This is a genomic window from Hydrogenophaga sp. GW823-FHT04C09, from assembly GCF_058796355.1.
In genome coordinates, this window is record NZ_JBXAIO010000002.1 from 267,313 (window position 1) to 292,500 (window position 25,188).

34 protein-coding genes and 1 tRNA gene are annotated in these 25,188 nt (G+C 66.1%); 31 read left to right on the forward strand and 4 right to left on the reverse strand.

The genetic code is table 11. The annotated features are described in order from the left end of the window. The first annotated feature begins 5 nt into the window (after positions 1–5). The 15 genes from mlaD to hisF all read left to right on the forward strand — a co-directional run bounded on the left by mlaD (position 6) and on the right by hisF (position 11,699). Positions 6–494, forward strand: coding sequence for an outer membrane lipid asymmetry maintenance protein MlaD (gene mlaD / locus AC1Q9M_RS06375; RefSeq protein ID WP_382323352.1), 489 nt, complete (start codon positions 6–8; stop codon positions 492–494). Positions 495–603: 109 nt separating this feature from the next. After that, positions 604–1,341, forward strand: a complete 738-nt coding sequence (locus tag AC1Q9M_RS06380) for an MlaA family lipoprotein (protein ID WP_492432962.1) — start codon at positions 604–606, stop codon at positions 1,339–1,341. A 122-nt stretch (positions 1,342–1,463) separates the two neighbouring features. After that, on the forward strand, positions 1,464–2,093 hold the full coding sequence (locus AC1Q9M_RS06385; protein ID WP_382323354.1) for an MlaC/ttg2D family ABC transporter substrate-binding protein: 630 nt from the start codon (positions 1,464–1,466) through the stop codon (positions 2,091–2,093). A 4-nt stretch (positions 2,094–2,097) separates the two neighbouring features. Continuing rightward, entirely contained in the window at positions 2,098–2,373 is a 276-nt protein-coding gene (locus AC1Q9M_RS06390; protein WP_382161423.1) for an STAS domain-containing protein, read from the forward strand. Between the two features lie 119 nt (positions 2,374–2,492). Continuing rightward, positions 2,493–3,431 carry an ABC transporter ATP-binding protein gene (locus tag AC1Q9M_RS06395; RefSeq protein ID WP_382161421.1) on the forward strand — a complete coding sequence of 313 codons (939 nt, stop codon included), beginning with the start codon at positions 2,493–2,495 and terminating at the stop codon, positions 3,429–3,431. Further along, a complete protein-coding gene (locus tag AC1Q9M_RS06400) occupies positions 3,428–4,183 on the forward strand; it encodes an ABC transporter permease (protein WP_492432963.1) in 756 nt (251 codons plus the stop codon). The genes AC1Q9M_RS06395 and AC1Q9M_RS06400 overlap by 4 nt, the downstream gene beginning before the upstream one ends. A gap of 9 nt (positions 4,184–4,192) precedes the next feature. Then, positions 4,193–4,438, forward strand: coding sequence for a BolA family protein (locus tag AC1Q9M_RS06405; RefSeq protein WP_291118478.1), 246 nt, complete (start codon positions 4,193–4,195; stop codon positions 4,436–4,438). 8 nt (positions 4,439–4,446) lie between these two features. Beyond that, positions 4,447–5,727: a UDP-N-acetylglucosamine 1-carboxyvinyltransferase gene (murA, locus tag AC1Q9M_RS06410; protein ID WP_492432964.1), complete on the forward strand. Its 1,281-nt coding sequence runs from the start codon at positions 4,447–4,449 to the stop codon at positions 5,725–5,727. Next, a complete protein-coding gene (gene hisG, locus AC1Q9M_RS06415) occupies positions 5,724–6,377 on the forward strand; it encodes an ATP phosphoribosyltransferase (RefSeq protein WP_492432965.1) in 654 nt (217 codons plus the stop codon). The genes murA and hisG overlap by 4 nt, the downstream gene beginning before the upstream one ends. Then, a complete protein-coding gene (gene hisD / locus AC1Q9M_RS06420) occupies positions 6,374–7,765 on the forward strand; it encodes a histidinol dehydrogenase (RefSeq protein WP_492432966.1) in 1,392 nt (463 codons plus the stop codon). Before hisG ends, hisD begins: the two co-directional genes overlap by 4 nt. Beyond that, positions 7,762–8,850: a histidinol-phosphate transaminase gene (gene hisC, locus AC1Q9M_RS06425; RefSeq protein ID WP_382323360.1), complete on the forward strand. Its 1,089-nt coding sequence runs from the start codon at positions 7,762–7,764 to the stop codon at positions 8,848–8,850. Before hisD ends, hisC begins: the two co-directional genes overlap by 4 nt. Then, on the forward strand, positions 8,847–9,467 hold the full coding sequence (hisB, locus tag AC1Q9M_RS06430) for an imidazoleglycerol-phosphate dehydratase HisB (protein WP_382161405.1): 621 nt from the start codon (positions 8,847–8,849) through the stop codon (positions 9,465–9,467). Before hisC ends, hisB begins: the two co-directional genes overlap by 4 nt. Before the next feature lie 13 nt (positions 9,468–9,480). Then, a complete protein-coding gene (hisH, locus tag AC1Q9M_RS06435; protein ID WP_382323361.1) occupies positions 9,481–10,143 on the forward strand; it encodes an imidazole glycerol phosphate synthase subunit HisH in 663 nt (220 codons plus the stop codon). A 27-nt stretch (positions 10,144–10,170) separates the two neighbouring features. Beyond that, positions 10,171–10,911, forward strand: a complete 741-nt coding sequence (hisA, locus tag AC1Q9M_RS06440) for a 1-(5-phosphoribosyl)-5-[(5-phosphoribosylamino)methylideneamino]imidazole-4-carboxamide isomerase (RefSeq protein WP_291121393.1) — start codon at positions 10,171–10,173, stop codon at positions 10,909–10,911. Positions 10,912–10,919: 8 nt separating this feature from the next. Beyond that, positions 10,920–11,699 carry an imidazole glycerol phosphate synthase subunit HisF gene (hisF, locus tag AC1Q9M_RS06445; protein WP_382323362.1) on the forward strand — a complete coding sequence of 260 codons (780 nt, stop codon included), beginning with the start codon at positions 10,920–10,922 and terminating at the stop codon, positions 11,697–11,699. Positions 11,700–11,708: 9 nt separating this feature from the next. Here the strand turns inward: hisF and AC1Q9M_RS06450 are convergent, their stop codons facing one another. Beyond that, complete coding sequence (locus tag AC1Q9M_RS06450; RefSeq protein WP_492432968.1) at positions 11,709–12,209, reverse strand: LapA family protein; 501 nt, start codon at positions 12,207–12,209, stop codon at positions 11,709–11,711. 109 nt (positions 12,210–12,318) lie between these two features. On the opposite strand from AC1Q9M_RS06450, the gene hisI reads away from it, so the two are divergent. The 7 genes from hisI to tatC all read left to right on the forward strand — a co-directional run bounded on the left by hisI (position 12,319) and on the right by tatC (position 15,621). Further along, positions 12,319–12,717 carry a phosphoribosyl-AMP cyclohydrolase gene (gene hisI, locus AC1Q9M_RS06455; RefSeq protein WP_382163743.1) on the forward strand — a complete coding sequence of 133 codons (399 nt, stop codon included), beginning with the start codon at positions 12,319–12,321 and terminating at the stop codon, positions 12,715–12,717. 6 nt (positions 12,718–12,723) lie between these two features. Further along, positions 12,724–13,104: a phosphoribosyl-ATP diphosphatase gene (locus AC1Q9M_RS06460; protein ID WP_382323364.1), complete on the forward strand. Its 381-nt coding sequence runs from the start codon at positions 12,724–12,726 to the stop codon at positions 13,102–13,104. 12 nt (positions 13,105–13,116) lie between these two features. After that, positions 13,117–13,506 (forward strand): DUF4870 family protein, encoded by a 390-nt coding sequence (locus tag AC1Q9M_RS06465; protein ID WP_291121402.1) that lies wholly within the window; start codon positions 13,117–13,119, stop codon positions 13,504–13,506. Positions 13,507–13,519: 13 nt separating this feature from the next. Further along, the gene (locus AC1Q9M_RS06470; RefSeq protein WP_382323365.1) at positions 13,520–13,882 is read left to right on the forward strand and encodes a histidine triad nucleotide-binding protein; all 363 of its coding nucleotides are present in this window, start codon (positions 13,520–13,522) and stop codon (positions 13,880–13,882) included. A gap of 114 nt (positions 13,883–13,996) precedes the next feature. Further along, entirely contained in the window at positions 13,997–14,242 is a 246-nt protein-coding gene (gene tatA, locus AC1Q9M_RS06475) for a Sec-independent protein translocase subunit TatA (RefSeq protein WP_291121406.1), read from the forward strand. A 93-nt stretch (positions 14,243–14,335) separates the two neighbouring features. Beyond that, positions 14,336–14,821, forward strand: coding sequence for a Sec-independent protein translocase protein TatB (gene tatB, locus AC1Q9M_RS06480; RefSeq protein WP_382323366.1), 486 nt, complete (start codon positions 14,336–14,338; stop codon positions 14,819–14,821). Next, positions 14,821–15,621: a twin-arginine translocase subunit TatC gene (gene tatC / locus AC1Q9M_RS06485; RefSeq protein ID WP_382161387.1), complete on the forward strand. Its 801-nt coding sequence runs from the start codon at positions 14,821–14,823 to the stop codon at positions 15,619–15,621. Before tatB ends, tatC begins: the two co-directional genes overlap by 1 nt. A gap of 13 nt (positions 15,622–15,634) precedes the next feature. On the opposite strand, the gene AC1Q9M_RS06490 is transcribed toward tatC, so the two are convergent. Beyond that, on the reverse strand, positions 15,635–16,783 hold the full coding sequence (locus tag AC1Q9M_RS06490) for a Do family serine endopeptidase (protein ID WP_382161384.1): 1,149 nt from the start codon (positions 16,781–16,783) through the stop codon (positions 15,635–15,637). A gap of 164 nt (positions 16,784–16,947) precedes the next feature. On the opposite strand from AC1Q9M_RS06490, the gene AC1Q9M_RS06495 reads away from it, so the two are divergent. Then, positions 16,948–17,733 (forward strand): Nif3-like dinuclear metal center hexameric protein, encoded by a 786-nt coding sequence (locus tag AC1Q9M_RS06495; RefSeq protein ID WP_492432972.1) that lies wholly within the window; start codon positions 16,948–16,950, stop codon positions 17,731–17,733. Between the two features lie 44 nt (positions 17,734–17,777). Next, on the forward strand, positions 17,778–18,782 hold the full coding sequence (gene pdxA, locus AC1Q9M_RS06500) for a 4-hydroxythreonine-4-phosphate dehydrogenase PdxA (protein ID WP_382323368.1): 1,005 nt from the start codon (positions 17,778–17,780) through the stop codon (positions 18,780–18,782). A 58-nt stretch (positions 18,783–18,840) separates the two neighbouring features. Here the strand turns inward: pdxA and mscL are convergent, their stop codons facing one another. Next, positions 18,841–19,269: a large conductance mechanosensitive channel protein MscL gene (gene mscL, locus AC1Q9M_RS06505; protein WP_382161377.1), complete on the reverse strand. Its 429-nt coding sequence runs from the start codon at positions 19,267–19,269 to the stop codon at positions 18,841–18,843. A gap of 207 nt (positions 19,270–19,476) precedes the next feature. On the opposite strand from mscL, the gene petA reads away from it, so the two are divergent. The 6 genes from petA (at position 19,477) to AC1Q9M_RS06535 (ending at position 23,703) form a co-directional block, all read left to right on the forward strand. Continuing rightward, entirely contained in the window at positions 19,477–20,085 is a 609-nt protein-coding gene (gene petA / locus AC1Q9M_RS06510) for a ubiquinol-cytochrome c reductase iron-sulfur subunit (RefSeq protein WP_291121418.1), read from the forward strand. 37 nt (positions 20,086–20,122) lie between these two features. Further along, positions 20,123–21,523: a cytochrome b gene (locus AC1Q9M_RS06515; protein ID WP_291121420.1), complete on the forward strand. Its 1,401-nt coding sequence runs from the start codon at positions 20,123–20,125 to the stop codon at positions 21,521–21,523. A gap of 31 nt (positions 21,524–21,554) precedes the next feature. Further along, a complete protein-coding gene (locus AC1Q9M_RS06520) occupies positions 21,555–22,310 on the forward strand; it encodes a cytochrome c1 (RefSeq protein ID WP_382161371.1) in 756 nt (251 codons plus the stop codon). Positions 22,311–22,425: 115 nt separating this feature from the next. After that, on the forward strand, positions 22,426–23,037 hold the full coding sequence (locus AC1Q9M_RS06525) for a glutathione S-transferase N-terminal domain-containing protein (RefSeq protein WP_291121425.1): 612 nt from the start codon (positions 22,426–22,428) through the stop codon (positions 23,035–23,037). A 39-nt stretch (positions 23,038–23,076) separates the two neighbouring features. Then, positions 23,077–23,610: a ClpXP protease specificity-enhancing factor gene (locus AC1Q9M_RS06530; protein WP_492432976.1), complete on the forward strand. Its 534-nt coding sequence runs from the start codon at positions 23,077–23,079 to the stop codon at positions 23,608–23,610. A gap of 17 nt (positions 23,611–23,627) precedes the next feature. Further along, a tRNA-Thr gene (locus AC1Q9M_RS06535) sits at positions 23,628–23,703 on the forward strand. A 29-nt stretch (positions 23,704–23,732) separates the two neighbouring features. On the opposite strand, the gene AC1Q9M_RS06540 is transcribed toward AC1Q9M_RS06535, so the two are convergent. Next, entirely contained in the window at positions 23,733–24,023 is a 291-nt protein-coding gene (locus AC1Q9M_RS06540) for a DciA family protein (protein WP_291121429.1), read from the reverse strand. Positions 24,024–24,102: 79 nt separating this feature from the next. On the opposite strand from AC1Q9M_RS06540, the gene AC1Q9M_RS06545 reads away from it, so the two are divergent. Then, entirely contained in the window at positions 24,103–25,053 is a 951-nt protein-coding gene (locus tag AC1Q9M_RS06545; RefSeq protein WP_444688434.1) for a M23 family metallopeptidase, read from the forward strand. Positions 25,054–25,188: the final 135 nt, after the last annotated feature.

Here is a 25,188-nt window from a genome sequence, read left to right on the forward strand (position 1 = left end):
CGGACATGCAAACTTCCAAAAATGACGTCTGGGTGGGGCTGTTCGTGCTGATCGGCGCGGCCGCCATCCTGTTTCTCGCGCTGCAGTCGGCCAACCTGCTCAGCCTGAATTTCGAGAAGACCTACCACGTGGTCGGCCGCTTCGACAACATCGGCGGCCTCAAGCCCAAGGCGGCCGTGCGCAGCGCCGGCGTGCTGGTCGGTCGTGTCGAGTCCATCACCTTCGACGACAAGACCTTCCAGGCCAACATCCGGCTGGAGCTGCAATCGCGCTACGCCTTCCCCAAGGACAGCTCGCTCAAGATCCTCACCAGTGGCCTGCTCGGCGAGCAGTACATCGGCATCGAGCCGGGTGGCGACGAGCGCAACTTCGCCGACGGCGACGTGGTGACCCAGACGCAATCGGCCATCGTCCTGGAGAACCTGATCAGCCAGTTTCTCTTCAGCCGCGCCGCCGATGGCAGCAACAACAAGGAAGCCGAAACGGCGAAATAGCGCTGTGGGGGCTTTGCAACGCCCCTCACGAAGGCATTCCAGGGGCGCCGAAAATGCAGGCTGTTCGCAAAAACAACAGCCGGGTGCACAACCCAGGGGAACCCACAACATGACACACCTTCACAGCCCCATCGGGGCGGTCAGCAAAGGCGCCACGCTGGCGCTGACGTTTTCAGTGATCGCGGGCTGCGCCACGGGCCCGGACGCCAACCCGCGCGATCCGCTCGAACCGTTCAACCGTGGCGTCTACCAGTTCAACGATGCCGTGGACACGGCGGTGCTCAAGCCCGTCGCCACCGCCTACCAGAAGGTCACGCCCAGCCCGGTGCGCACCGGCGTGGGCAACTTCTTCGGCAACCTGGGCGATCTCTGGTCCTCGGTGAATGCCGGCCTGCAACTGCGCCCGCGCGAGGCGACCGAAAACCTCATGCGTTTCAGCGTGAACACGGTGTTCGGCCTGGCCGGCTTGCTCGACATCGCCAGTGAAATGGGCATCCCCCGCACGCGCCTGGATTTTGGCCAGACGATGGGTCGCTGGGGCGCGCCGTCGGGCCCTTATCTGGTGCTGCCGCTCCTGGGGCCCTCGTCGGTGCGCGACGGCACGGGCTTGATCGTGGACGTGGTCGGCGACCCCGTGACGGGTGTGGACCATGTGCCCACGCGCAACTCCCTGATGGCGCTGCGCGTGGTCGACACCCGCGCCGGGCTGCTGCGCGCCGGCACCCTGCTGGACGACGCCGCACTGGACAAATACAGCTTCATGCGCGATTTCTACCTCAACCGCCGGCAAAACCAGATCGAAGACCTGATCGACAAGGGCATCGGGCTCGGCGACGGTGAGCAGTGAGGACGGCCACACGGATACGAATCGCAACGATTGAGGGGGAACCGCTTCACAATCCGGGCCCTCGGATGAACTACGCTGCGGTGTCTGCAGCAAGGCCGCCTGGCCTCGAAAGGAACCACATGATGAAACGCCGCTCCTGGCTCGCCGCCCTGTTGATGTCTGCCGCAGCGGGTGTTGTCTCGCTTCCCGCGCTCGCACAGGACGAGGCGCCGGACGCCATGGTCAAGCGCCTGTCCGCCGAGGTGCTGGCCACCATCAAGGCCGACCCGGCCATCCAGGCGGGTGACGTGAACCGCATCATCGCGCTGGTGGACAGCAAGATCATGCCCAACGTGAATTTCTCGCGCATGACCGCTTCCGTGGTGGGCCGCTACTGGCGCCAGGCCACGCCCGAGCAGCAGAAGCAGCTGCAGGACGAGTTCAAGACCCTGCTGGTGCGCACCTATTCGGGCGCGTTGGGCGAGGTCCGGGACCAGACCCTGAGCTTCCGCCCGATGCGCTCCAAGCCCGAGGACACCGAGGTGGTGGTGCGCTCCGAGGTGCGGGGCAAGGGCGATCCGATCCAGCTCGACTACCGCATGGAAAAGACGCCCGCCGGCTGGAAGATCTATGACCTGAACGTGCTTGGCGTCTGGCTGGTCGAAACCTACCGCACCCAGTTCGCCCAGGAAATCAGCAGCAAGGGCATCGACGGCCTGATCGCTTCGCTGGCGCAGCGCAACAAGAGCGGTGCGGCCCCCAAGGCCAGCTGACGCCATGCCTACCACGCTTGAATTGCCCGAGCGGCTGACTTTGGCCGAGGCGGACCAGACCCTGGCGCGCCTCGGCGGTGAGCTGGCCGGCCAGTCGGAGGCCACGGTGGTGGTCAACGCCCGCCCGTTGCAGGTGTTCGACTCCTCGGCGCTGTCGGTGCTGCTGGAGCTGCGCCGCCGCCTGTTGACCCAGGGCAAGGCCTTGCAGGTCAGCGGCTGGCCCCGGCGGCTGGAAGACCTCGCCTCGCTCTACGGCGTGCACGAACTGCTCGCGGCCTGAGGCGCGGCCAAGCGACCCCGCGCCAGCGCGGCGGGAGGGGCGCGCATAAAATACCCGGTTCACCGGCGGGCGCCAGATGTCCTGCCCCGTGGCCGGTGACCCATGGGTCCCGCCCGCGCATGCCAGCCGTTTCCTTCCAGCACGTTTCCAAGACCTACTCGACCCCGCGCGGTGACCTGCACGCGCTGCAATCGGTGTCCTTCGACATCGAACCCGGCGAGTTCTTCGGCCTGCTCGGCCCCAACGGTGCGGGCAAGACCACCCTCATCAGCGTGCTCGCGGGCCTGGCGCGCGCCACCTCGGGCCGCGTGCTGGTGCACGGCGCCGACGTGCAGGCCGACTACGCCACCGCCCGCCGCCAGCTCGGCGTGGTGCCGCAGGAACTGGTGTTCGACCCCTTCTTCAACGTGCGCGAGGCCTTGCGCATCCAGTCCGGTTACTTCGGCATCCAGCGCAACGACGCCTGGATCGACGAACTGCTCGAAGGCCTGGGCCTGGCCGACAAGGCCACGGCCAACATGCGCCAGCTCTCGGGCGGCATGAAGCGCCGCGTGCTGATCGCGCAGGCGCTGGTGCACAAGCCGCCGGTGATCGTGCTCGACGAGCCCACCGCTGGCGTGGACGTGGAGTTGCGCCAGACCCTTTGGCAGTTCGTCTCGGACCTCAACAAGCGCCTGGGCAGCACGGTGCTGTTGACCACGCACTACCTGGAAGAGGCCGAGGCCCTGTGCGGCCGCATCGCCATGCTCAAGCAGGGCAGGGTGGTGGCGCTCGAATCCACCTCCGCGCTGCTGGCGCGTGCGGCCTCCAACGTGCTGCGCTTCAAGACCGACGCGGCCCTGCCGATCGATCTCGCCGTGCAGGCCCGCATCACCGGCCGCGTGGTGCAGCTGCCGGCCAACGACGCGTTGGCGGTCGAGCGCATCCTGGCGCGCCTGCGCGAGGTGGGCGTCTCGCCCGAGGACATCGAGATCCGCAAGGCCGATCTGGAAGACGTGTTCCTGGACCTTACTGGTGCGCAACCGCGCGCCAGCTCGCCCGCGGAGGTCGCAGCATGACCGGCTGGCAGACCCTGTTCTACAAGGAAGTGCTGCGCTTCTGGAAGGTCGGCTTCCAGACCGTGGCCGCACCCGTCATCACGGCCATCCTCTATCTCATGATCTTTGGCCACGTGCTCGAAGACCGGGTGCAGGTCTACGACTCGGTGAGCTACACCGCCTTCCTGCTGCCCGGCCTGGTGATGATGAGCGTGCTGCAGAACGCCTTTGCCAACAGTTCGTCCTCGCTGATCCAGAGCAAGATCATGGGCAACCTGGTGTTCCTGCTGCTCACGCCGCTGTCGCACCGCGCCTGGTTCGTGGCCTACGTGGGTTCGTCCATCGTGCGCGGCCTGGCCGTGGGCCTGGGCGTGATGCTGGTCACCTGGTGGTTCGCTCAGCCCTCGATGGTGGCGCCGCTGTGGATCCTGGCCTTCGGCTTCATGGGCGCGGCGCTGCTGGGCACGCTGGGGCTGATTGCCGGGCTCTGGGCCGAGAAATTCGACCAGATGGCCGCGTTCCAGAACTTCATCATCATGCCCATGACCTTCCTCTCGGGCGTGTTCTACTCCATCCATTCCCTGCCCGCTTTCTGGCAGCGCGTGAGCCACCTCAACCCGTTCTTCTACATGATCGACGGCTTCCGCTATGGCTTCTTCGGGGTGAGCGACGTGTCGCCCTGGATCAGCCTGGCCCTGGTGGGCGGCGCGCTGGCCCTGGTGAGCGCGATCGCGCTGCACCTGCTCAAGACCGGCTACAAGATCCGGCACTGACAACACCCCATGACCGCTGAAGAACTGCAATCCCTCATCGCCGCCGGCCTGCCCTGCGAGCACCTCGAAGTCACCGGTGACGGCCGCCACTGGGCGGCGGTGATCGTCTCGCCCGCGTTCGAGGGCCAGCGGCTGATCAAGCGCCACCAGGCCGTCTACGGCACGCTGGGCGGACGCATCCAGACCGACGAGGTGCATGCCCTGTCGATGAAGACCTTCACGCCCGCCGAATGGGCCACACAACCCCGTAACTGACGCGCCCCATGGACAAACTGCGAATCAACGGCGGCCGCACCCTGCAGGGTGAGGTGACCATCTCCGGCGCCAAGAACGCCGCGCTGCCCGAACTGTGCGCCGCGCTGCTCACGTCCGAGCCGGTGACGCTGAACAACCTGCCGCGTCTGCAGGATGTGGTCACCATGCGCAAGCTGCTCGACAACATGGGCGTGCAGACGCAGACCCGGGAGGACCGCAGCGGCATCACCCTGCAGGCGGCCGACCCGATCAAGGCCGAGGCGCCGTACGAGCTGGTCAAGACCATGCGCGCGTCGGTGCTGGTCCTTGGCCCGCTGCTGGCGCGCTTTGGCCACGCCCGCGTGTCGCTGCCGGGCGGCTGTGCCATCGGCTCCCGGCCGGTGGACCAGCACATCAAGGGCATGCAGGCCATGGGCGCGGAGATCGTGGTCGAGCACGGCTACATGGTCGCGAAGCTGCCCGCGGGCAAGACGCGTCTGCACGGCGCGCGCATCGCCACCGACATGGTGACCGTCACCGGCACCGAGAACTTCCTCATGGCCGCCGCGCTCGCCCAGGGCGAGACGGTGCTGGAGAACGCGGCGCAGGAACCCGAGATCGGTGACCTGGCGGAAATGCTGATCGCCATGGGCGCGAAGATCGAGGGCCACGGCACCAGCCGCATCCACGTGCAGGGCGTGGACCGCCTGCAGGGCTGCACGCACCAGGTGGTGGCCGACCGCATCGAGACCGGCACTTTCCTGTGCGCCGTGGCCGCCGCGGGTGGCGACGTGGTGCTGCGCCATGGCCGCGCCGACCACCTCGACGCCGTGATCGACAAGCTGCGCGAGGCGGGGGCCCAGATCGAGGCCGGCAAAGACGCGCGTGGTGACTTCATCCGCGTGTGCGCCTCCGGCCGCCTGAAGGCGCAGAGCTTCCGCACCACCGAGTACCCGGGCTTCCCGACCGACATGCAGGCCCAGTTCATGACGCTCAACTGCGTCGCCGACGGCGCGAGCAAGGTGACCGAGACCATCTTCGAAAACCGCTTCATGCACGTCAACGAGCTGGTGCGGCTGGGCGCGCGCATCCAGACGGACGGTAAGGTGGCGATCATCGAGGGCATTCCTCGCCTGTCGGGTGCCACCGTGATGGCCACCGACCTGCGCGCTTCGGCCAGCCTGGTGATCGCCGGCCTCGTGGCCGACGGTGAAACCATCGTCGACCGCATCTACCACTTGGACCGCGGTTACGACCAGATGGAAGCCAAACTGCGCGGCATCGGCGCGGACATCGAACGCATCAAATGATCACTCTCGCCCTCTCCAAAGGCCGCATCTTCGACGAGACCCTGCCGCTGCTCAAGGCCGCGGGCATCGAGGTGCTGGAAGACCCCGAGAAGTCGCGCAAGCTCATCCTGCCGACCAGCAACCCCGAGGTGCGTGTGGTGCTGGTGCGTGCGACCGATGTGCCCACCTATGTGGAATATGGCGGTGCCGACATCGGCGTGACCGGCAAGGACACGCTGATCGAACACGGTGGCCAGGGCCTGTACCAGCCGCTGGACCTCCACATCTCGTGCTGCCGCGTGAGCGTGGCGGTGCGCGCCGACTTCGACTACGCCTCGGCCGTGCGCCAGGGTTCGCGCCTGAAGGTCGCCACCAAATACACCACCATCGCGCGCGAGTTCTTCGCGGGCAAGGGCGTGCACGTGGACCTGATCAAGCTCTACGGCAGCATGGAGCTGGCGCCGCTGACCGGCCTGGCCGACGCCATCGTCGACCTGGTCTCCACCGGCAACACGCTCAAGGCCAACCACCTGGTCGAGGTCGAACGCATCATGGACATCAGCGCTCGCCTGGTGGTCAACCAGGCCTCGCTCAAGCTCAAGCAGGCGGCCATCCGACCCATCATCGACGCCTTCGCGCAAGCCATCGAAAAGGATCCCGTCTCCTCATGAGCCTCTCCGCCCGCCCAGCCCGCCTGTCCACCACCGCCGCGGATTTCGAGGCGCAGTTCGCGGCCCGCCTGCATTGGTCGGCCGAGACCGACGGGGCGATCGAGCAGCGCGTGGCCGACATCCTGGCCGATGTGCGCGAGCGCGGCGATGCGGCGGTGCTGGAATACACGGCGCGCTTCGACGGCCTGACGGCGGACGGCATGGCCGACCTGGAGTTGACGCAAGCCGACTTCAAGGCCGCGTTCGATGGCCTGCCCTCGGCCCAGCGCGAGGCCTTGCAGGCCGCCACGCGCCGCGTGCGCAGCTACCACGAAGCGCAGAAGAAGGCCGGCGGCGAAAGCTGGAGCTACCGCGACGAGGACGGCACCTTGCTGGGCCAGAAGGTGACGCCGCTGGACCGCGTGGGCATCTACGTGCCCGGCGGCAAGGCGGCCTACCCGTCCAGCCTGATCATGAACGCCGTGCCCGCGCACGTGGCCGGCGTGCAGGAAATCATCATGGTGGTGCCCACGCCGGTGCGCGGCAGTGTGGCCACCGGCGGCAGTGGTTCGGACACCTCGGCGCGCGGCGAGCGCAACGACCTGGTGCTCGCGGCGGCCTACGTGGCCGGCGTCACCCGCGCCTTCACCATCGGCGGCGCGCAGGCCGTGGCCGCGCTGGCCTACGGCACGGCCACCGTGCCCAAGGTCGACAAGATCACCGGCCCCGGCAACGCCTACGTGGCCAGCGCCAAGAAGCGCGTGTTCGGCACCGTGGGCATCGACATGATCGCCGGCCCGAGCGAAATCCTGGTGCTGGCCGACGGCAGCACGCCAGCCGAATGGGTGGCGATGGACCTCTTCAGCCAGGCCGAGCACGACGAGTTGGCCCAGAGCATCCTGCTGTGCCCGGACGCTGCCTACATCGACGCGGTGCAGCGCGAGATCGACCGCCTGCTGCCCAGCATGCCGCGCGCGGCCATCATTGCCAAGAGCTTGAACGACCGGGGAGCGCTGATCCACACCCGCGACATGGAAGAGGCCTGCGCGATCAGCAACCGCATCGCGCCCGAGCACCTGGAGGTGTCCAGCGGCGAGCCGCACCGCTGGGAGCCGCTGCTGCGGCACGCGGGTGCCATCTTCCTCGGCGCGTACACCAGCGAAAGCCTGGGCGACTACTGCGCCGGCCCCAACCACGTGTTGCCCACCAGCGGCACCGCGCGTTTTTCCTCGCCTTTGGGCGTGTACGACTTCCAGAAACGCAGCAGCCTGATCGAGGTGAGCCAGGCCGGCGCGCAGAGCCTGGGCGCCATCGCGGCCGAAATGGCCTATGGCGAGGGCCTGCAGGCGCATGCGCGCGCGGCCGAAATGCGGCTCAAGGACGTGCCGCCGATGCGGGGTGCCTCATGAGCCAGAACCCTTTGAACACGATCCGCCAGGACGTGCAGTCCATGCACGCCTACGCCATCCAGGACTCGACCGGCATGGTCAAGCTCGATGCGATGGAGAACCCGTTCGCCCTGCCGCCCGCCCTGCAGGCCGAGTTGGGCGCGCGCCTGGGCGCGGTGGCCATCCACCGCTACCCCGGCGCCCGCATCGACGAGCTCAGGCAGGCACTGGCCCGTCACGTGGACCTGCCTGCGGGCTGCGGCCTTATGCTGGGCAATGGCTCGGATGAACTGATTTCGCTGCTGGCCATGGGCTGCGACCTGCCGGGCGCCACCATCCTGGCCCCCCTGCCGGGTTTCGTCATGTACGCCATGAGCGCCCAGCTGCAGGGCCTGAAGTTCGTGGGCGTGCCGCTCACGGCCGATTTCGAGCTGGACGAGCCGGCCATGCTGGCCGCGATGCGCGAGCACAAGCCGGCCATCACCTACATCGCCTACCCCAACAACCCCACCGCCAACCTCTGGAACGCGGACACCATCCGCCGCCTGATCGCCGAGGCGGCCGGTTTCGGTGGCCTGGTGGTGATGGACGAGGCCTACCAGCCGTTCTCTAGCCACAGCTGGCTGGACGAGATCCGCGCCCAGCCGGCGGCCCATGCGCACGTGCTGCTCATGCGCACCCTCTCCAAGTTCGGCCTGGCCGGCGTGCGCATCGGCTACATGGTGGGTGCGCAGGCGCTGGTGCACGAGATCGACAAACTGCGCCCGCCGTACAACGTGAGCGTGCTCAACGCCGAGTGCGCCCTGTTCGCGCTGGAGCACGCCGAAGTGTTCGCCGACCAGGCCTCGCAGATCCGCGAACAGCGCGCTTTGCTGATCGACGCGCTGGCGGCCATGCCGGGCGTCACACCCTTCCCGAGCGAGGCCAACATGGTGCTGGTGCGTGTGCCCGATGCACAACGCTGCTTCGATGCGCTCAAGGCCCAGGGGATTCTGGTGAAGAATGTTTCTAGAATGCATCCTTTGCTGACCCATTGTCTGCGCCTGACGGTGGGTACACCGTCGGAAAACGCCCAGCTGATCCGAGCCCTCCAGACCGCCCTATGACCCAGACGCCTCCCGCCCCCGCCGTGTCCGACCGCGTGGCCCAAGTGCAACGCAACACCTCGGAGACGCAGATCGGCGTGCGCATCAACCTCGACGGCACGGGACAGGCCAGCCTGTCCACCGGCATCGGTTTCTTCGACCACATGCTGGACCAGATCGCCCGCCACGGGTTGATCGACCTCGACGTACAGGCCAAGGGCGACCTGCACATCGACGGCCACCACACGGTGGAAGACGTGGGCATCACGCTGGGTCAGGCCTTTGCGCAGGCCGTGGGCGACAAGAAGGGCATCCGCCGCTACGGCCACGCCTACGTGCCGCTGGACGAGGCCCTGTCGCGCGTCGTGATCGATTTCTCGGGCCGCCCGGGCCTGCACATGCGCGTGCCGTTCAAGAGCGGCATGGTCGGTGGCTTCGACACGCAGCTCGCTTTCGAATTTTTCCAGGGCTTCGTCAACCACGCCGGCGTGACCCTGCACATCGACAACTTGCACGGCGAAAACGCCCACCACCAGGCCGAAACCGTGTTCAAGGCTTTCGCCCGTGCCCTGCGCATGGCCCTGGAGCGCGACCCGCGCATGGGCGACGTGATTCCCTCGACCAAAGGCTCGCTCTGAGTTCTTCACCCCGATGAAACGCAAGACGGTCGCCGTGGTGGACTACGGCAGCGGGAACCTGCGCTCGGTCTCGCAGGCGGTGCAACACGTGGCGCGCGCGCAGGACGTGGAGGTGCGCGTCACCGCCCAGGCCCAGGAGGTGCTGGACGCCGACCGCGTGGTGCTGCCCGGCCAGGGCCACATGGGCGATTGCATGCGTGAGCTTGCCGCGTCCGGTTTGCTGGAGGCCGTGCTGCACGCTGCCGCCCACAAACCGCTGTTCGGTGTCTGCGTGGGCATGCAGATGTTGCTGGACCGCAGCGAGGAAGGACCGACCGACGGTCTGGGCCTGATCCCCGGCGAAGTCGTGCGTTTCCAGCTGGAAGGGCGTTTGCAGGCCGATGGCAGCCGTTTCAAGGTGCCCCAGATGGGGTGGAACCCCGTGTTCCACGAACTGGGCCGGGGCCCGGCCCACCCGCTGTGGTCGGGCATCGCGGACGGCGCCTATTTCTATTTTGTGCACAGCTTCTACGCCCGGCCTGCCCAGGCAGTGCACAGCGTGGGTGAAGCGGACTACGGCGGGCGCTTTGCGGCGGCCATTGCCCGCGATAATATTTTTGCCACCCAGTTTCACCCGGAAAAAAGCGCCGATCAGGGGCTGGCGCTCTACCGCAATTTCCTGTCCTGGAATCCCTGAGTCCATCCGCCCTTCACCCACACCATCATGCTGCTGATTCCTGCCATTGATCTGAAAGACGGCCAGTGCGTTCGCCTCAAACAGGGCGACATGGACCAATCCACGGTGTTCGGCGAAGACCCGGCGGCCATCGCCCGCAGCTGGGTCAACAAGGGCGCGCGCCGTGTGCACCTGGTGGACCTCAACGGTGCCTTTGCTGGCAAGCCCAAGAACGAGCAGGCGATCCGCGCCATCCTCAAGGAGGTGGGTTCGGAAGTGGACGTGCAGCTGGGCGGTGGCATCCGCGACCTCGACACCATCGAGCGTTACCTGGACGCCGGCCTGCGCTACGTGATCATCGGCACGGCGGCGGTGAAGAACCCAGGCTTCCTGCAGGACGCCTGCACGGCGTTCGGCGGCCACATCATCGTGGGCCTGGACGCCAAGGACGGCAAGGTTGCCACCGATGGCTGGAGCAAGCTCACCGGCCACGAGGTGGTGGACCTGGGCAAGAAGTTCGAGGACTACGGCGTCGAAGGCATCATCTACACCGACATCGGCCGCGACGGCATGCTTTCGGGCATCAACATCGAGGCCACCGTCAAGCTGGCGCAGGCGCTGTCCATTCCCGTGATCGCCTCGGGCGGCCTGTCCAACCTGGAAGACATCCGCGCGCTGTGCGCCGTGGAAGACGAAGGCGTCGAAGGCGTGATCTGTGGCCGCTCGATCTACAGCGGCGACCTCGACTTCGAGGCCGCGCAGCAGCTGGCCGACGACCTCAACGGATAACGCAGCCCATGCTTGCCAAGCGCATCATTCCCTGCCTGGACGTCACCGGCGGCCGCGTCGTCAAGGGCGTCAACTTCGTGGAATTGCGCGATGCGGGCGACCCGGTGGAAATCGCCGCCCGCTACAACGAGCAGGGTGCCGACGAACTCACTTTCCTGGACATCACCGCCACCTCCGATGGCCGGGACCTGATCCTGCACATCATCGAGGCCGTCGCTTCGCAGGTCTTCATTCCGCTCACGGTGGGTGGTGGCGTGCGCACGGTGGAAGACGTCCGCCGCCTGCTCAATGCCGGCGCCGACAAGACCAGCTTCAACTCGGCTGCGATCGCCAACCCGCAGGTGATCCGCGACGCGTCGGACAAGTACGGTGCGCAGTGCATCGTGGTTGCGATCGACGCCAAGCGCCGCCAGGGCGACGACCTGGCCCAGCGCGGCGAAGGCTGGGACGTCTACAGCCACGGTGGGCGCAAGAACACCGGCCTGGACGCCGTGGCCTGGGCCTCGAAGATGGCTGACTTCGGTGCCGGCGAAATCCTGCTCACCAGCATGGACCGCGATGGCACCAAGTCCGGCTTCGATCTGGCGCTGACCCGCGCGGTGGCCGACGCGGTGAGCGTGCCGGTGATCGCTTCGGGGGGCGTGGGCAACCTTGACCACCTGGCCGATGGCGTGCAACAGGGTGGGGCGGATGCCGTGCTGGCCGCCAGCATCTTCCACTACGGCGAGTTCACCGTGGCGCAAGCCAAGGCGCGCATGGCCGAACGCGGCATCCCGGTCCGGCGCTGAGGCGTTTCTTCAGAGGTGGTCGCCGCTGTGGCGGGGTGGAAGCTGGCGCTCCAGCCGGTCTTCCAGCTCGCCCACGCTCGCACTCACGCTGTTGCCGGTCTGCTCGATCACCTGGGTCAGCGCGGACTGGACCTGGTCCAGCTTGGTGTGCACCTTCTCCGACAACGCCTGTTCGCGTGCCGTGGTGGCCTGCAGTTCGGTCTGCAGGTATTGCCGCAGCTCGGTGAAGCGCGAAGCTTCGGCCTTGTCGGCCAGCAGGCGCTGGTCGGCCGCCTCGCGGGTGATGCGGCGGACCTCCATCAGATGCAGCGTCTGGTAGTACACCAGCGCGGCCAGAAACACCACGAGCACCAGGGCCAGCATGCCCAGCAACACCAGGCCCATGGGCGCTTGCACCTGGGTGAAACCGAAATTGAGCGCGGTGGGTTGCAGGATCTGTTCGAAGTTCAGGGCCACGAAGCCCGCGATGAACAGGATGAAGAGGACCAGGAGCAGGGTGCGGAGTTTCATGGTGTTCCTTGTCATGGTTGGGGACGGGGCGGTGTGCCTCGGACCGGTGCCTGGACCATCCTAACGGCATTCCGGCCGCCAGGGGCGTCAAGCCCGGGCCCCATGGTAGATTCCTGCCATGAACTGGCTCGATGAAGTGAAGTGGGACGCGCAAGGCCTGGTGCCTGTGATCGCGCAGGAAGCCGCCTCGGGCGACGTGTTGATGTTCGCCTGGATGAACCGCGAGGCGCTGCAGAAGACGGCCGAACTGGGCCGTGCGGTCTATTACAGCCGCTCACGCGAACGGCTGTGGTTCAAGGGGGAGGAGTCGGGCCACGTGCAGACCGTGCACGACATCCGCATGGACTGCGACAACGACGTGGTGCTGCTCAAGGTCACGCAACTGGGGCACGAACCCGGCATTGCCTGTCACACCGGCCGCCACAGCTGCTTCTTCCAGCGTTTCGAGGGCGGCCAATGGCACGCCGTCGAGCCCGTGCTTAAAGACCCCGAATCGATCTACAAGTGAACCGACATGTCCACCACCGATGACCTGGCGCGCCTGGCCGCCGTGATCGAAAGCCGCAAACCGGCCAACGGGGGCGATCCCGAAAAAAGCTACGTGGCTCGCCTGTTGCACAAGGGGCCCGACACCTTCCTGAAAAAAATCGGCGAAGAGGCCACCGAGGCGGTGATGGCGGCCAAGGACGCCGACCATGGCGGCGACCCCCAGAAGCTGGTCAACGAAATCGCCGACCTTTGGTTCCACAGCATGATCGCGCTGGCGCACTACAACCTGAGCCCGGCCGACGTGGTGGCCGAACTGGTGCGCCGCGAGGGCCTGAGCGGCCTGGAGGAAAAGGCGATGCGCAAAGTGCTGCAGCGAGAGGCTGCAGCCGGTCCGGAAGCTGGCTGAAAGGAGCTTGTGATGAGCGACATCATTGACGTCAAGGCGGTCGACAGCGAGAAGGCCCAGTCTCTCAAGACGGTGGGCTGGGTCAGCTACCTCTTGCACCTGATCGTGGCCGTGGCGGCGGTGTTGCCCGGCGCGCAGGCCAGCCCGGTGTTGCTCATCATCGCCTTGATCGTCGACCTCGTGAAAAAAAGCGATGCCGAGGGCACCTGGCAAGCGAGCCATTTCTCCTGGCGCATCCGCACCGTCATCTGGGCCGCCGTGCTGTACCTGGTGACCCTGCCGCTGTGGCTGCTGTTCCTGGCGCCCGGCTGGATTGCCTGGTGCCTGATCTCCATCTGGTTCCTCTACCGCATCGTCAAGGGCATGGTGCGCATGAACGCCAGCCAGGCTATGCCCGACTAACACCTCCGATCCCATGAGCGCTCACGACCCGAATTGCATCTTTTGCAAGATCATTGCCGGCCAGATCCCGTCGAAAAAGGTCTACGAAGACGAAGACCTTTACGTCTTTCACGACATCCACCCCTGGGCACCGGTGCATTTCCTCATGGTACCGAAGGCGCACATCCCCTCCATGGCCCAGTTGGGCCCTGAGCACGAGCGGCTGATGGGCCGCATCATGACCCTGGCCCCGCGCCTGGCGCTGGAGCAGGGTTGCAATCCATACCCCGAAGGCGGATTTCGCATCGTGTGCAACAACGGTGGGGAAGGCGGGCAGGAGGTGCACCACCTTCACGTGCACGTGATGGGTGGTCCCCGGCCCTGGTTGCGTGGATAAGTGCCGTCCGGCGGGCCCTGGTATTGCGCCGCGAGGGCGGCTGAACTCCCACCGGGGCTTAGAATCCCACGCATAGCGGCTCTCGCTTCCCTATTTCCTTATCTGGAGTAACTCATGGGTTCGTTTTCCATCTGGCACTGGTTGATCGTGCTGCTGATCGTGGTGATGGTGTTCGGCACCAAGAAGCTCAAGAACATCGGTTCCGATCTGGGCGGTGCGGTCAAGGGTTTCAAGGACGGCATCAAGGAAGGTGGCCAGACCCCCGCCGACAACGCGGCGGCGGCCCCCGCGGGGCAGGTGACGCAGGACACCCGCACCGACAAAAACACGATCGACGTCGAAGCCAAGCACAAAAGCTGATGCTCCTGCTGCCCGCGGTGGGTTTGAATACCCTAGGCAGCACCGTTTCCGGGCGGACCTCCCGCCCAACATTGCCCGCAGGATGGCCGACACATGATTGATCTGGGCATTTCCAAGCTCGCCCTCATCGGGGCGGTGGCGTTGATCGTCATCGGCCCCGAAAAGCTGCCTCGCGTCGCCCGCACGGTGGGCGCCCTGCTGGGCAAGGCGCAGCGCTACGTGTCGGACGTCAAGGCCGAGGTCAGCCGCTCCATGGAGCTCGAAGAGCTCAAGAAGATGAAGGACTCGGTGACCGAGGCGGCGCGCGACGTGGAGGCCTCGGTGCAGAGCGGTGCCAACGATTTCGAGAAATCGTGGTCGGACGCGACCGCTGGCCTGGATGGCACGTCCACCACCTATGGTTCCAACGGCTCACTCGAAACCCCACCGGTTTACAAACACCCCAAGAAGAACTGGCGCCTGAAGCAGAAGGCGATGCCCCAGTGGTTCAAGGCCCGCACCGGCGTGCGCACCCGCACCCAGTCGGGTGCGGCCCGCGTGGCCCGGTTCCGGCCCCGCTCCTCTTCCGCTCCCCGTTGATGTCCGATCCCAAAGATTCCACCGACGAACTCGCCGGTTCCGAGCAGCCGTTTGTCCAGCACCTGATGGAGCTGCGCGACCGGCTTCTGTACGGCATCATCGGCCTGGCCATCTGCATGGCCCTGTTGGCCGTCTGGCCCGGCCCCAGCGGGCTGATCGACCTGATCGCGGTGCCTATCCGGGCCCACATGCCGCCCGACGCCAAGCTGATCGCCGTGGGCGTGTTCTCGCCCTTCTTCGTGCCGATCAAGGTGCTGGCCATGGCGGCGCTGCTGCTGTCCCTGCCCTGGTGGATGTACCAGGTGTGGGCCTTCGTGGCGCCCGGTCTGTACAGCCACGAGAAGCGCTTCGCCGTGCCCCTGATCGTGCTGGGCAGCTTGCTGGCTTACATCGGCATCGCGTTCGTGCAGTTCTTCGTGCTGGACAAAATGTTCGGCTTCATCCAGAAGTTCACGCCCGCGAGCGTGGCCGCCACGCCCGATATCGCCTCATACGTGGAGGCCATTCTGTCGCTGTACCTCGCCTTTGGCCTGGCGTTCCAGGTGCCCATCGTCGTGGTGCTGCTGGTCAAGATGAACATGGTGACGGTGCAGAAGCTCAAGGAGTTCCGGGGCTACTTCATCGTCGTGGCCTTCGTCATCGCGGCCGTCGTGACGCCGCCGGACGTGATCTCCCAGCTGGCGCTGGCCGTGCCCATGTGCCTGCTCTACGAGCTGGGCATCTGGGGCGCGCAGTGGTTCATCAAGGCGTCGGCCAAGACCGACGAAGAAGCCAAGGAAGAAGAAAAGCCGGCGGCTTGATCGATCCCGCGCTTCAGCGTGGGGTGGCTTGCTGACGCGGCAGGTTGCGCCGGCCCGGTGTGACCTCGATCTTCGTCTTGCCCTCGCGCCGCACCACATCGAGCGACGCGGGCGTGCCCGGCGACAGGTTGGCCACGGCCGACAGCAGCTGCGCGACGTTGTTCACCGAGCGGCCGGCCACGGCGGTGATCACATCGCCTGGACGAATGCCGGCCTGGGCGGCGGGCCCGTTCTGCAGCACGCCGCTGATGATGACGCCCGTGCCCGGCTGCATGCCGAAGTTCTCGGCGAGTTCGGGGCTCAGGTCCTGGGGCTCCACGCCGATCCAGCCGCGCGTGACCTGTCCGTCCTTCACGATGGCTTCCATCACGCTGCGCGCGGTGGAGGTGGGGATGGCAAAGCCGATGCCCATCGAGCCGCCGGAGCGTGAGTAGATCGCGGTGTTGATGCCCATCAGCTGACCGCTCACGTCCACCAGTGCGCCGCCCGAATTGCCCGGGTTGATGGCGGCATCGGTCTGGATGAAGTTCTCGAAGGTGTTGATGCCCAGCTGGGTGCGGCCAAGCGCGCTGACGATGCCGCTGGTGACGGTCTGGCCCACGCCAAACGGGTTGCCGATGGCCAGCACCTGGTCGCCGATTTCCAGCGCATCGGAGTTGCCCAGGGTGATCACGGGCAGGTCGGTCAGGTTGATCTTCAGGATCGCCAGATCGGTTTCCGGGTCGGTACCGATCACCTCCGCCACGGCCTTGCGGCCGTCGTTGAGGATGACCTCGATCTCGTCGGCTTCTTCGATGACGTGGTTGTTGGTGAGCACGTAGCCGGCAGGACTGACGATCACGCCCGATCCCAGGCCACTTTGCTGCTGCGAGGGGGCCTGGTCGCCAAAGAAAAACCGGAACCAGGGATCCGCGCTTTGCGGGTTGTGGGCTGGCGCCTTGCTGGTGTTGATGCTCACCACGGCCGGCGATGCGGTGCGGGCGGCGGCGCGAAAGCTCCCGGTGCCCTCGACCGTCGCCACTGGCGTGCCCGATGGGGCCTCGAACACGGGCACCACGGCGGTCTGGCGGCCCAGCCATTGGGGCTGCAAGGTGCCCACCACGAACAACGCCGCCACGAGCACAGTGACGGTTTGGGCGAACAGGAGCCAGAGTCGTTTCATGGGGATGTCGAGCGGGTTGAGGAGGGGCGCGGCCTCGGCCGCGTCCGCCGATATTGTCCCGCATATGGGCGTGAACGGCGACGGCTTCAAGAGGCGGGCGACCCGGTCGGTGGAGGAGGGGGTGTCAGAATGGAGGGCTCCGCCTTGCCCCACGCCGCCTGCCCATGCCCGATCCGCGCACCGACCACCCTGCCGTTTCCCGCGCCGCCCTGACCGATGCCCTTGACACGCTGCTGCAGCCAACCCAGTTCAAGGACTATGGGCCGAACGGGTTGCAGGTCGAGGGCCGGGCAGAAGTGCGCAAGCTGGTGAGCGGGGTGACCGCCAGCCGTGCGCTGATCGAGGCCGCCGTGAAGGAGGGCGCCGATGCCATCCTGGTGCACCACGGCCTGTTCTGGCGCGGCCAGGACGGCCGCGTGACCGGCTGGATGAAGCAGCGTCTGGCGCTGCTGCTGGCGCACGACATCAATTTGCTGGCCTACCACCTGCCGCTGGATGCGCACCCCGAGCTGGGCAACAACGCGCAGCTTGCACGTCAGCTGGGAGTGGCCGTGTACGCCGACGCGCGCGGCCGCTTCGGCGAGCAGGCCCTGGGCTTCATGGGCGAGCGCCGCAGCGAGTCGGCCGCCGCACTGGCCGATCATGTGGCCCGGTGCCTGGGGCGCGCAGTGACCTTGGTCGCCGAGCCCGATCGTCCGGTGCGCCATGTGGCGCTGTGCACGGGCGGCGCGCAGGGCTACTTCGAGGCGGCCATCGCGGCCGGTGCGGATGTGTTCATCACCGGCGAAATTTCCGAGCCGCAGGCGCACTATGCCCGCGAATGTGGCGTCTCCTACATCGCCTGCGGCCACCACGCGTCCGAGCGCTATGGCGCGCCTGCCGTCGGTGCCCATGTGGCCGCGCAGCTGGGGCTGGCGCACGTGTTCATCGACATCGACAACCCCGCCTGAAGCGCCACATGCCGCCGTTCCCACCCCCTCCGCTGATTCTGAGCATGGGCGATCCCGCGGGTATCGGGCCCGAGATCATCGCCAAGGCGTTTCGTGAACGGCCGGCGCTGCAGCGCCAGGTGGTGGTGGCCGGCGACGTGGCGACGATGCACCAGGCCTTGCGCGCCACGGCGGCGGAGCGGGGCTCGGCCGCCGAAGCGCTGATGCTGGCCGAAATCGAGGCGTTGTCGGACCTTGACGCGGTGCCTCCGGGATGCATGGCGGTGGTGCAGGCGTGTTCGCTGGCCCGACCGGTGCCCACGGGGCGTGTGAGCGCCGAGGCCGGGCTGGCGGCAGCCGACTGCATTCGGTGGGCCGCACAGGCGACCCTGTCGGGACGAGCCCGAGCCCTGGTGACCGCGCCCATCCACAAGGAAGCGCTGGCGGCGGCCGGTGTCGACCACCCGGGTCACACCGAGTTGCTGCAGGCGCTCGCGGCGGCGCACGCCGGCGTGCCGATCTCTGCGCTACCGGTGCGCATGATGCTGAGCTGCCCCGGGTTGAGCACCGTCCTGGTGAGCATTCATGTGTCCTTGCAGCAGGCGCTGCAAGCCGTGACGCAGGCCCAGGTGCTGCAGACCATCCGCATCACCGACGCGCATTTCCGGCGAACCGGGCTGGCCGCGCCACGCATCGCGGTGGCCGGGCTGAACCCGCACGCGGGGGAGGGGGGATTGTTCGGTCGGGAAGAAATCGAGACCATTGCGCCGGCGGTGGCACAGGCGCAACAGGAAGGTGTGCAGGCCAGTGGGCCGCACGCGCCCGACACGGTGTTCATGCGCGCCCGCCAGGGGGCTTTTGACGTGGTGGTGGCGATGTACCACGACCAGGGACTCATTCCCGTCAAGCTGCTGGGTCTGGAGCACGGCGTGAACACCACGCTGGGCCTGCCTTTCGTGCGCACCAGCCCCGACCACGGCACGGCGTTCGACATCGCCGGCACCGGCCAGGCCAGCGCCACCAGCCTGCTGGCGGCCATCGACGCGGCCCTGGCAGCCACGGGCGTCTGAGGCATGAAAAACGCCGCAGCCCCGTGAGGGGTGCGGCGTGGTCGGAAGCGGCTGACGCTTACTTGCGCAGGCTGTCGCGGATCTCGCGCAGCAGGGCGATGTCTTCGGGCGTTGCGGGCGGCTCGGCCGGGGCGGCGGGCGCTTCGCGCTTGAGGCGGTTGATCTGCTTGACCATGATGAAGATGATGAACGCCATGATGGTGAAGTTCAGCGCCACCGTGATGAAGTTGCCGTAGGCCAGGGTCGGCACACCGGCCGCTTTCAGGCCGGCCAGCGTCGCGGGCGTGCCCTCGGGCACTTTGCCGAGCGCGAGGTACAGGTTGGTGAAATCCAGGCTGCCGAAGATGGCGCCCACGATGGGCATGATCACGTCGTCGACCATGGAAGTGACGATCTTGCCGAAAGCCCCGCCGATGATCACGCCCACGGCGAGGTCGATCACGTTGCCCTTGACGGCAAATTCCTTGAACTCTTGCAACATGCCCATGAGGTCCTCCGGTTGGCGAGTGATTGAAATGGATGGCGGAAAGTCGAGAGGCATTCTCACACAGTCGTGCGTGGCGTCCGCTGGTATCGAGCGCTCCCGGGCAATAGCCAAGTCCCACACCCCGACAAGCGGTAAAGCCCCTTGACTGCTCCAGTACAATGCCGGGTTGTCCCTAGTGTCCCGTCTCGACCCCATTGAAAGATCCCCATGAGTGAAGCAACCGCCGGTGCGACTGTCGATCGCAGCCGCAGAACCTGGCTGATCACCTCCTGCGCCATGGGTGGTGCTGGTGCAGCCGCCGTCGCCGTTCCCTTCGTGAGCACCTTCCAGCCGTCCGAGCGGGCCAAGGCCGCCGGGGCCGCCGTGGAAGTGGACATCTCCGGCATCCAGCCGGGAGAAAAGATCGTTGTCGAATGGCGCGGCAAGCCGGTGTGGATCTTGCGTCGCACGCCCGAGCAGCTCGCCGCGCTCGAGACCATCGAGGGTCAACTGGCCGATCCGAACTCGGACCGCACGGCCTACCCGACGCCGGCCTACGCCAAGAACCGCCACCGTTCCATCAAGCCCGAATTCCTCGTGACCGTGGGCATTTGCACCCACCTCGGTTGTTCCCCCGGCGACAAGCTCACCCCCGGCCCGCAGCCTTCGCTGCCGGACGACTGGAAGGGCGGCTTCCTGTGCGCCTGCCACGGCTCCACCTTCGACGTGGCCGGCCGCGTGTTCAAGAACAAGCCGGCGCCCGACAACCTGGAAGTGCCGCCGCACTACTACCTGTCCGACACCACCTTGCTGGTGGGTGAAGAGAAGCAGGCCTGAGCGGCACTGACAGACAACGGATCACAGAGGCATCCCCATGGCTGAATTCAAAGAAATTTCCCCCGACGCGCCGATCGGTCAGAAAGCGCTGAACTGGATCGACAACCGGTTCCCGGCATCCAAGCTGTACAAGGAGCACCTCTCCGAGTACTACGCGCCCAAGAACTTCAACTTCTGGTACTTCTTCGGCTCGCTGGCCCTGCTGGTGCTCGTGATCCAGATCGTCACCGGCATCTTTCTGGTGATGCACTACAAGCCCGACGCCAATCTCGCCTTCGCGTCGGTCGAGTACATCATGCGCGACGTGCCCTGGGGCTGGCTGATCCGCTACATGCACTCCACCGGCGCCTCGGCGTTCTTCGTGGTGGTGTACCTGCACATGTTCCGCGGCCTCATCTACGGCAGCTACCGCAAGCCGCGCGAGCTGGTCTGGGTGTTCGGCTGCGCGATCTTCCTGTGCCTGATGGCCGAGGCCTTCATGGGCTACCTGCTGCCCTGGGGCCAGATGTCCTACTGGGGCGCCCAGGTGATCGTCAACCTGTTCTCCGCCATTCCCTTCGTCGGTCCCGACCTGGCGCTGCTGATCCGCGGCGACTTCGTGGTGGGCGACGCCACGCTGAACCGCTTCTTCAGCTTCCACGTGATCGCTGTGCCGTTGGTGCTGCTGGGTCTGGTGGTCGCTCACCTGATCGCCCTGCACGAAGTGGGCTCCAACAACCCCGACGGTGTGGAGATCAAGGCCACCAAGGATGCATCGGGCAAGCCGCTGGACGGCATCCCGTTCCACCCGTACTACACCGTGCACGACATCCTGGGCGTCTCGGTCTTTCTGATGGTGTTCTCGGCGATCATCTTCTTCGCCCCCGAGTTTGGCGGCTACTTCCTCGAGTACAACAACTTCATCCCGGCCGACCCGCTGGTGACGCCGCTGCACATCGCGCCGGTCTGGTACTTCACGCCGTTCTACTCGATGCTGCGTGCCATCACCACCGAAATGATGTACGCCCTGGTGGCCATCGTCGTCATCGCGGCGGTCCTGGGTGCGCTCAAGGCCAAGGTGTCCGGCGCGATCAAGGGTGGCATCGTGATCGCCGCACTGGTGCTGGTGGCGCTGATGCTGTCCATCGATGCCAAGTTCTGGGGCGTGGTCGCCATGGGTGGCGCCGTCATCATCCTGTTCTTCCTGCCCTGGCTTGATCACAGCCCGGTCAAGTCCATCCGCTACCGCCCGAACTGGAACATCTGGCTGTACACGGTGTTCGTGATCAACTTCCTGATCCTCGGTTATCTCGGGGTGCAACCGCCGTCGCCCATTGGCGAGCGGGTGTCCCAGTTGGGTACGCTGTTCTACTTCGGCTTCTTCCTGCTGATGCCCTGGTGGAGCCGCATCGGCGAATTCAAGCCGGTGCCCCAGCGCGTCACGTTCCAGCCCCACTGAACCCACAGAGCCAATCCGGAGAGTCAAGCAAATGAAAAAAATCCTCTTGGGCTTCATGCTGGCCCTGGGCTTGTCGGGCGCGGCGCTGGCCGCTGGTGGAAACTTCCCCCTGGACAAGGCGCCTCAGCGCACCAACGACATGGCCGCCCTGCAGAACGGCGCCAAACTGTTCGTCAACTACTGCCTGAGCTGCCACTCGGCGGCGTTCATGCGCTACAACCGCCTGCGCGACATCGGCCTGAACGACAAGCAGATCGCTGAGAACCTCACCTTCACGACCGACAAGATCGGTGACACGATGAAGGCCGCCATCGATCCGAAGCAGGCCAAGCAGTTCTTCGGCGTGAACCCGCCCGACCTCAGCCTGATCGCCCGTTCGCGCTCCAGCAGCGCGGGCACCGGTGCCGACTACGTCTACACCCTGCTGCGCACCTACTACCGCGACGACACCAAGCCGACCGGCTGGAACAATCTGGTGTTCCCGAACATCGGCATGCCCCACCCGCTGTGGGAGCTGCAAGGCGAGCGCCGTCCGGTGCACGAGAAGGTGATGAGCCACGGCCACGAGGTGGACCGCGTCAAAGGCTGGGAGCAGGTCAAACCCGGCACCCTGAGCGATGCGCGCTACGAAGAAAACGTTGGCGACCTGGTGGCCTACCTGCAGTGGATGGCCGAGCCTTCCCAGAACTCCCGCGTGCGCATCGGCGTGTGGGTGATGCTGTTCCTGGCGGCTTTCACCATCGTGGCCTGGCGCTTGAATGCGGCCTTCTGGAAAGACGTCAAATAATCCGATCCGGCTGGGGCGGTCTCATGGGAGGCCGGCCCGACCGTTCCACAGTGGTTTGCAATGCCCGACGGGCATGTTCGCAAGCCACTGTTTTTTGCTTTAAGGAGACTCCCACATGATGGTCTTGTATTCGGGCACCACCTGCCCTTACTCCCACCGCTGCCGTTTCGTGCTGTTTGAAAAAGGCATGGATTTCGAGATCCGGGACGTCGACCTGTACAACAAGCCTGAAGACATTAGCGTGATGAACCCGTATGGCCAGGTGCCTATCCTGGTCGAACGCGATCTCATCCTGTACGAATCGAACATCATCAACGAGTACATCGACGAACGCTTCCCGCATCCCCAGCTGATGCCCGGCGACCCGGTGGACCGCGCGCGCGTGCGCCTGTTCCTGCTGAACTTCGAGAAAGAGTTGTTCACGCACGTGTCCATGCTCGAATCGCGCAGCACCAAGGGCAACGAGAAAGCGCTGGAGAAGGCCCGTTCGCACATCCGCGATCGCCTGACCCAGCTCGCACCGGTGTTTCTGAAGAACAAGTTCATGCTGGGTGACAATTTCTCCATGCTGGACGTGGCCATCGCCCCCCTGCTGTGGCGCCTGGATTTCTACGGCATCGAACTCAGCAAGAACGCCGCTCCCCTGCTCAAGTACGCCGAGCGCATCTTCTCGCGCCCGGCCTACATCGAGGCGCTCACGCCGTCCGAAAAGGTGATGCGCAAGTAAACGGCACGCGGTCCCGCAGGGGACCAAGCCAGAAACTTCATGAGTACCTTCGAACCGGAAATCCCCTCCACGCGGCCGTACCTGATCCGTGCCTTGCACGAATGGTGTGCCGACAATGGGTTCTCGCCCTACATCGCCGTCCAGGTCGATGCGTCGGTGCGGGTGCCCATGGAGTTCGTGAAGAACGGTGAGATCGTGCTCAACGTGAGCATGGAAGCCACCAGCTCGCTCAAGCTGGGCAATGAATTCATCGAATTCAAGGCCCGGTTCGGCGGGGTGGCGCGCGAGATCATTGTGCCGATCAGCCATGTGATCGCCATTTATGCGCGCGAGAACGGCCAAGGCATGGCCTTTCCAGCGCCGCCCGCGGCGGCCGTTTCCTCCCGGCCCGCCGTGGACGCCGCTGTGGTGCCCGATGCACCTTCGGGTGTCGAAGAGGCCTCCGACGGTCCCGCCCGTGGCCCGCTGCGGTCCGTTCCCAGCGATGGCGCGCCCGCGTCGGGTGATCTGCCCGATCCACCGGCAGGCCCTGGTCGGCCGGGCGGCAGGCCCCAGCTCAAGCGCGTCAAGTAGAATTTTTCGTTCAACCCGCCGCTTTAGCTCAGTTGGTAGAGCAATCGCCTTGTAAGCGATAGGTCGTCTGTTCGAGTCAGACAAGCGGCACCAGGCACCGCCCGCGCAGGCTCAGGGCGCGCTCATCGTCCCGGCGTTTGGACTTTGATGCGGATTGCGTTAACCTGCGCACCCCTTTGGGTCAAAGCCAGTTGCAGCGAAGGCAGCAAATGGCGCAGTTTGGTCGACGCGGCGGAACTGGCCACCAGCAGGCACCACTCCTGATCTTGCAAGGGGCCGGCCAGCACATGCGGACGCAAGCTGGCGGGGATCAGGTGTTGCACCTGATCCAGGCACCAACGGGACTCCCGGATGCGCTCCTGCAGCGCGGCGAGCGTGGGCGCAGCTCCCACGGCCTGCTCCAGGCTGAGCATGGTGTTGTGGGATCGGGGGGCGGTAGACATGCGATGAAGGTGGCCTGGTTGAATCTGGGCAGCCTGGAAAGGTAGAGCAGTGCACATCATTATCACGGACGCCTGGCTGGCCAAGAGCCGCGCCATGCACCTCAGTGGACTCAAGCTCGTCGGTGTCGGCGTGCTCGCGTCGGTGCTGCTGATGCTGGGGGCGATCACCACGTACCACTGGGTGTTTCTGGAGGGGGTGCGCCAGGGCTGGCCCGGGTTTGCGCCGGTGGCGCGGTTGGTGCACCAGGACGAAGCCAATACCCAGAACGCCTACATGCGCGCCAACCTCGACGCCATGGCCCGCAAGCTGGGCGAAATGCAGGCGCGCATGGTGCAGATCGACTCGCTGGGTGAGCGGGTCGCAGGCCTGGCGGGCCTGAGCCCGGCGGAGTTCAAGCCCAAGCCGGGTGCCGGCGGCGCGCTGGTGGGGGGGCGTGACCTGAGCATGGACGAATTGATGGGTGCGCTGGAGCGGATCGACCAGACCAGCGGTTCGAGGGTGGACTGGTTGACGGTGGTGGAGTCGCGCCTGTTCGACCAGAAGATCCAGCGCACGATGGTGCCGACCGAGCAACCGGTGGCGGGCGTGCAGGTGGGGTCGCCGTTTGGCTTTCGCATCGACCCCATCACCGGGCGCTCCGCCCTGCACACGGGCCTGGATTTCCCGTCCGATCCGGGCACCCCCATCCTGGCCGCCGCGGGCGGGATGGTGGTGGTGCAGGAATACCACCCTGCCTACGGCAACATGGTGGAAGTGGACCATGGCAACGACCTCATCACCCGATATGCCCACGCCTCGAAGGTGCTGGTCAAGAAGGGCGATATCGTGAAGCGGGGCCAGAAGATCGCGGAAGTGGGCTCCACGGGACGCTCCACCGGGCCGCATCTGCACTTCGAAGTCTGGGTCTCGGGCGTGCCCCAGGATCCGCAGCGCTTCCTGGCCGCGGGCGAAAACATGGCCGTGGCCAAGGCCACAGGGCCCGGACCCCGCAGGCCCTGAGCGCGGGGCAGGTGCGGCGGGTAAAATGCGCGCTTTGCTCTTGAAAGCCCTGCGTCCGTCGGCACATCACGGGTAGTTTCCCGTCGTTTGCTCTCCCGGGTTCGCGAGAGCCCTCCTACCTCCAATTGCCTGCCC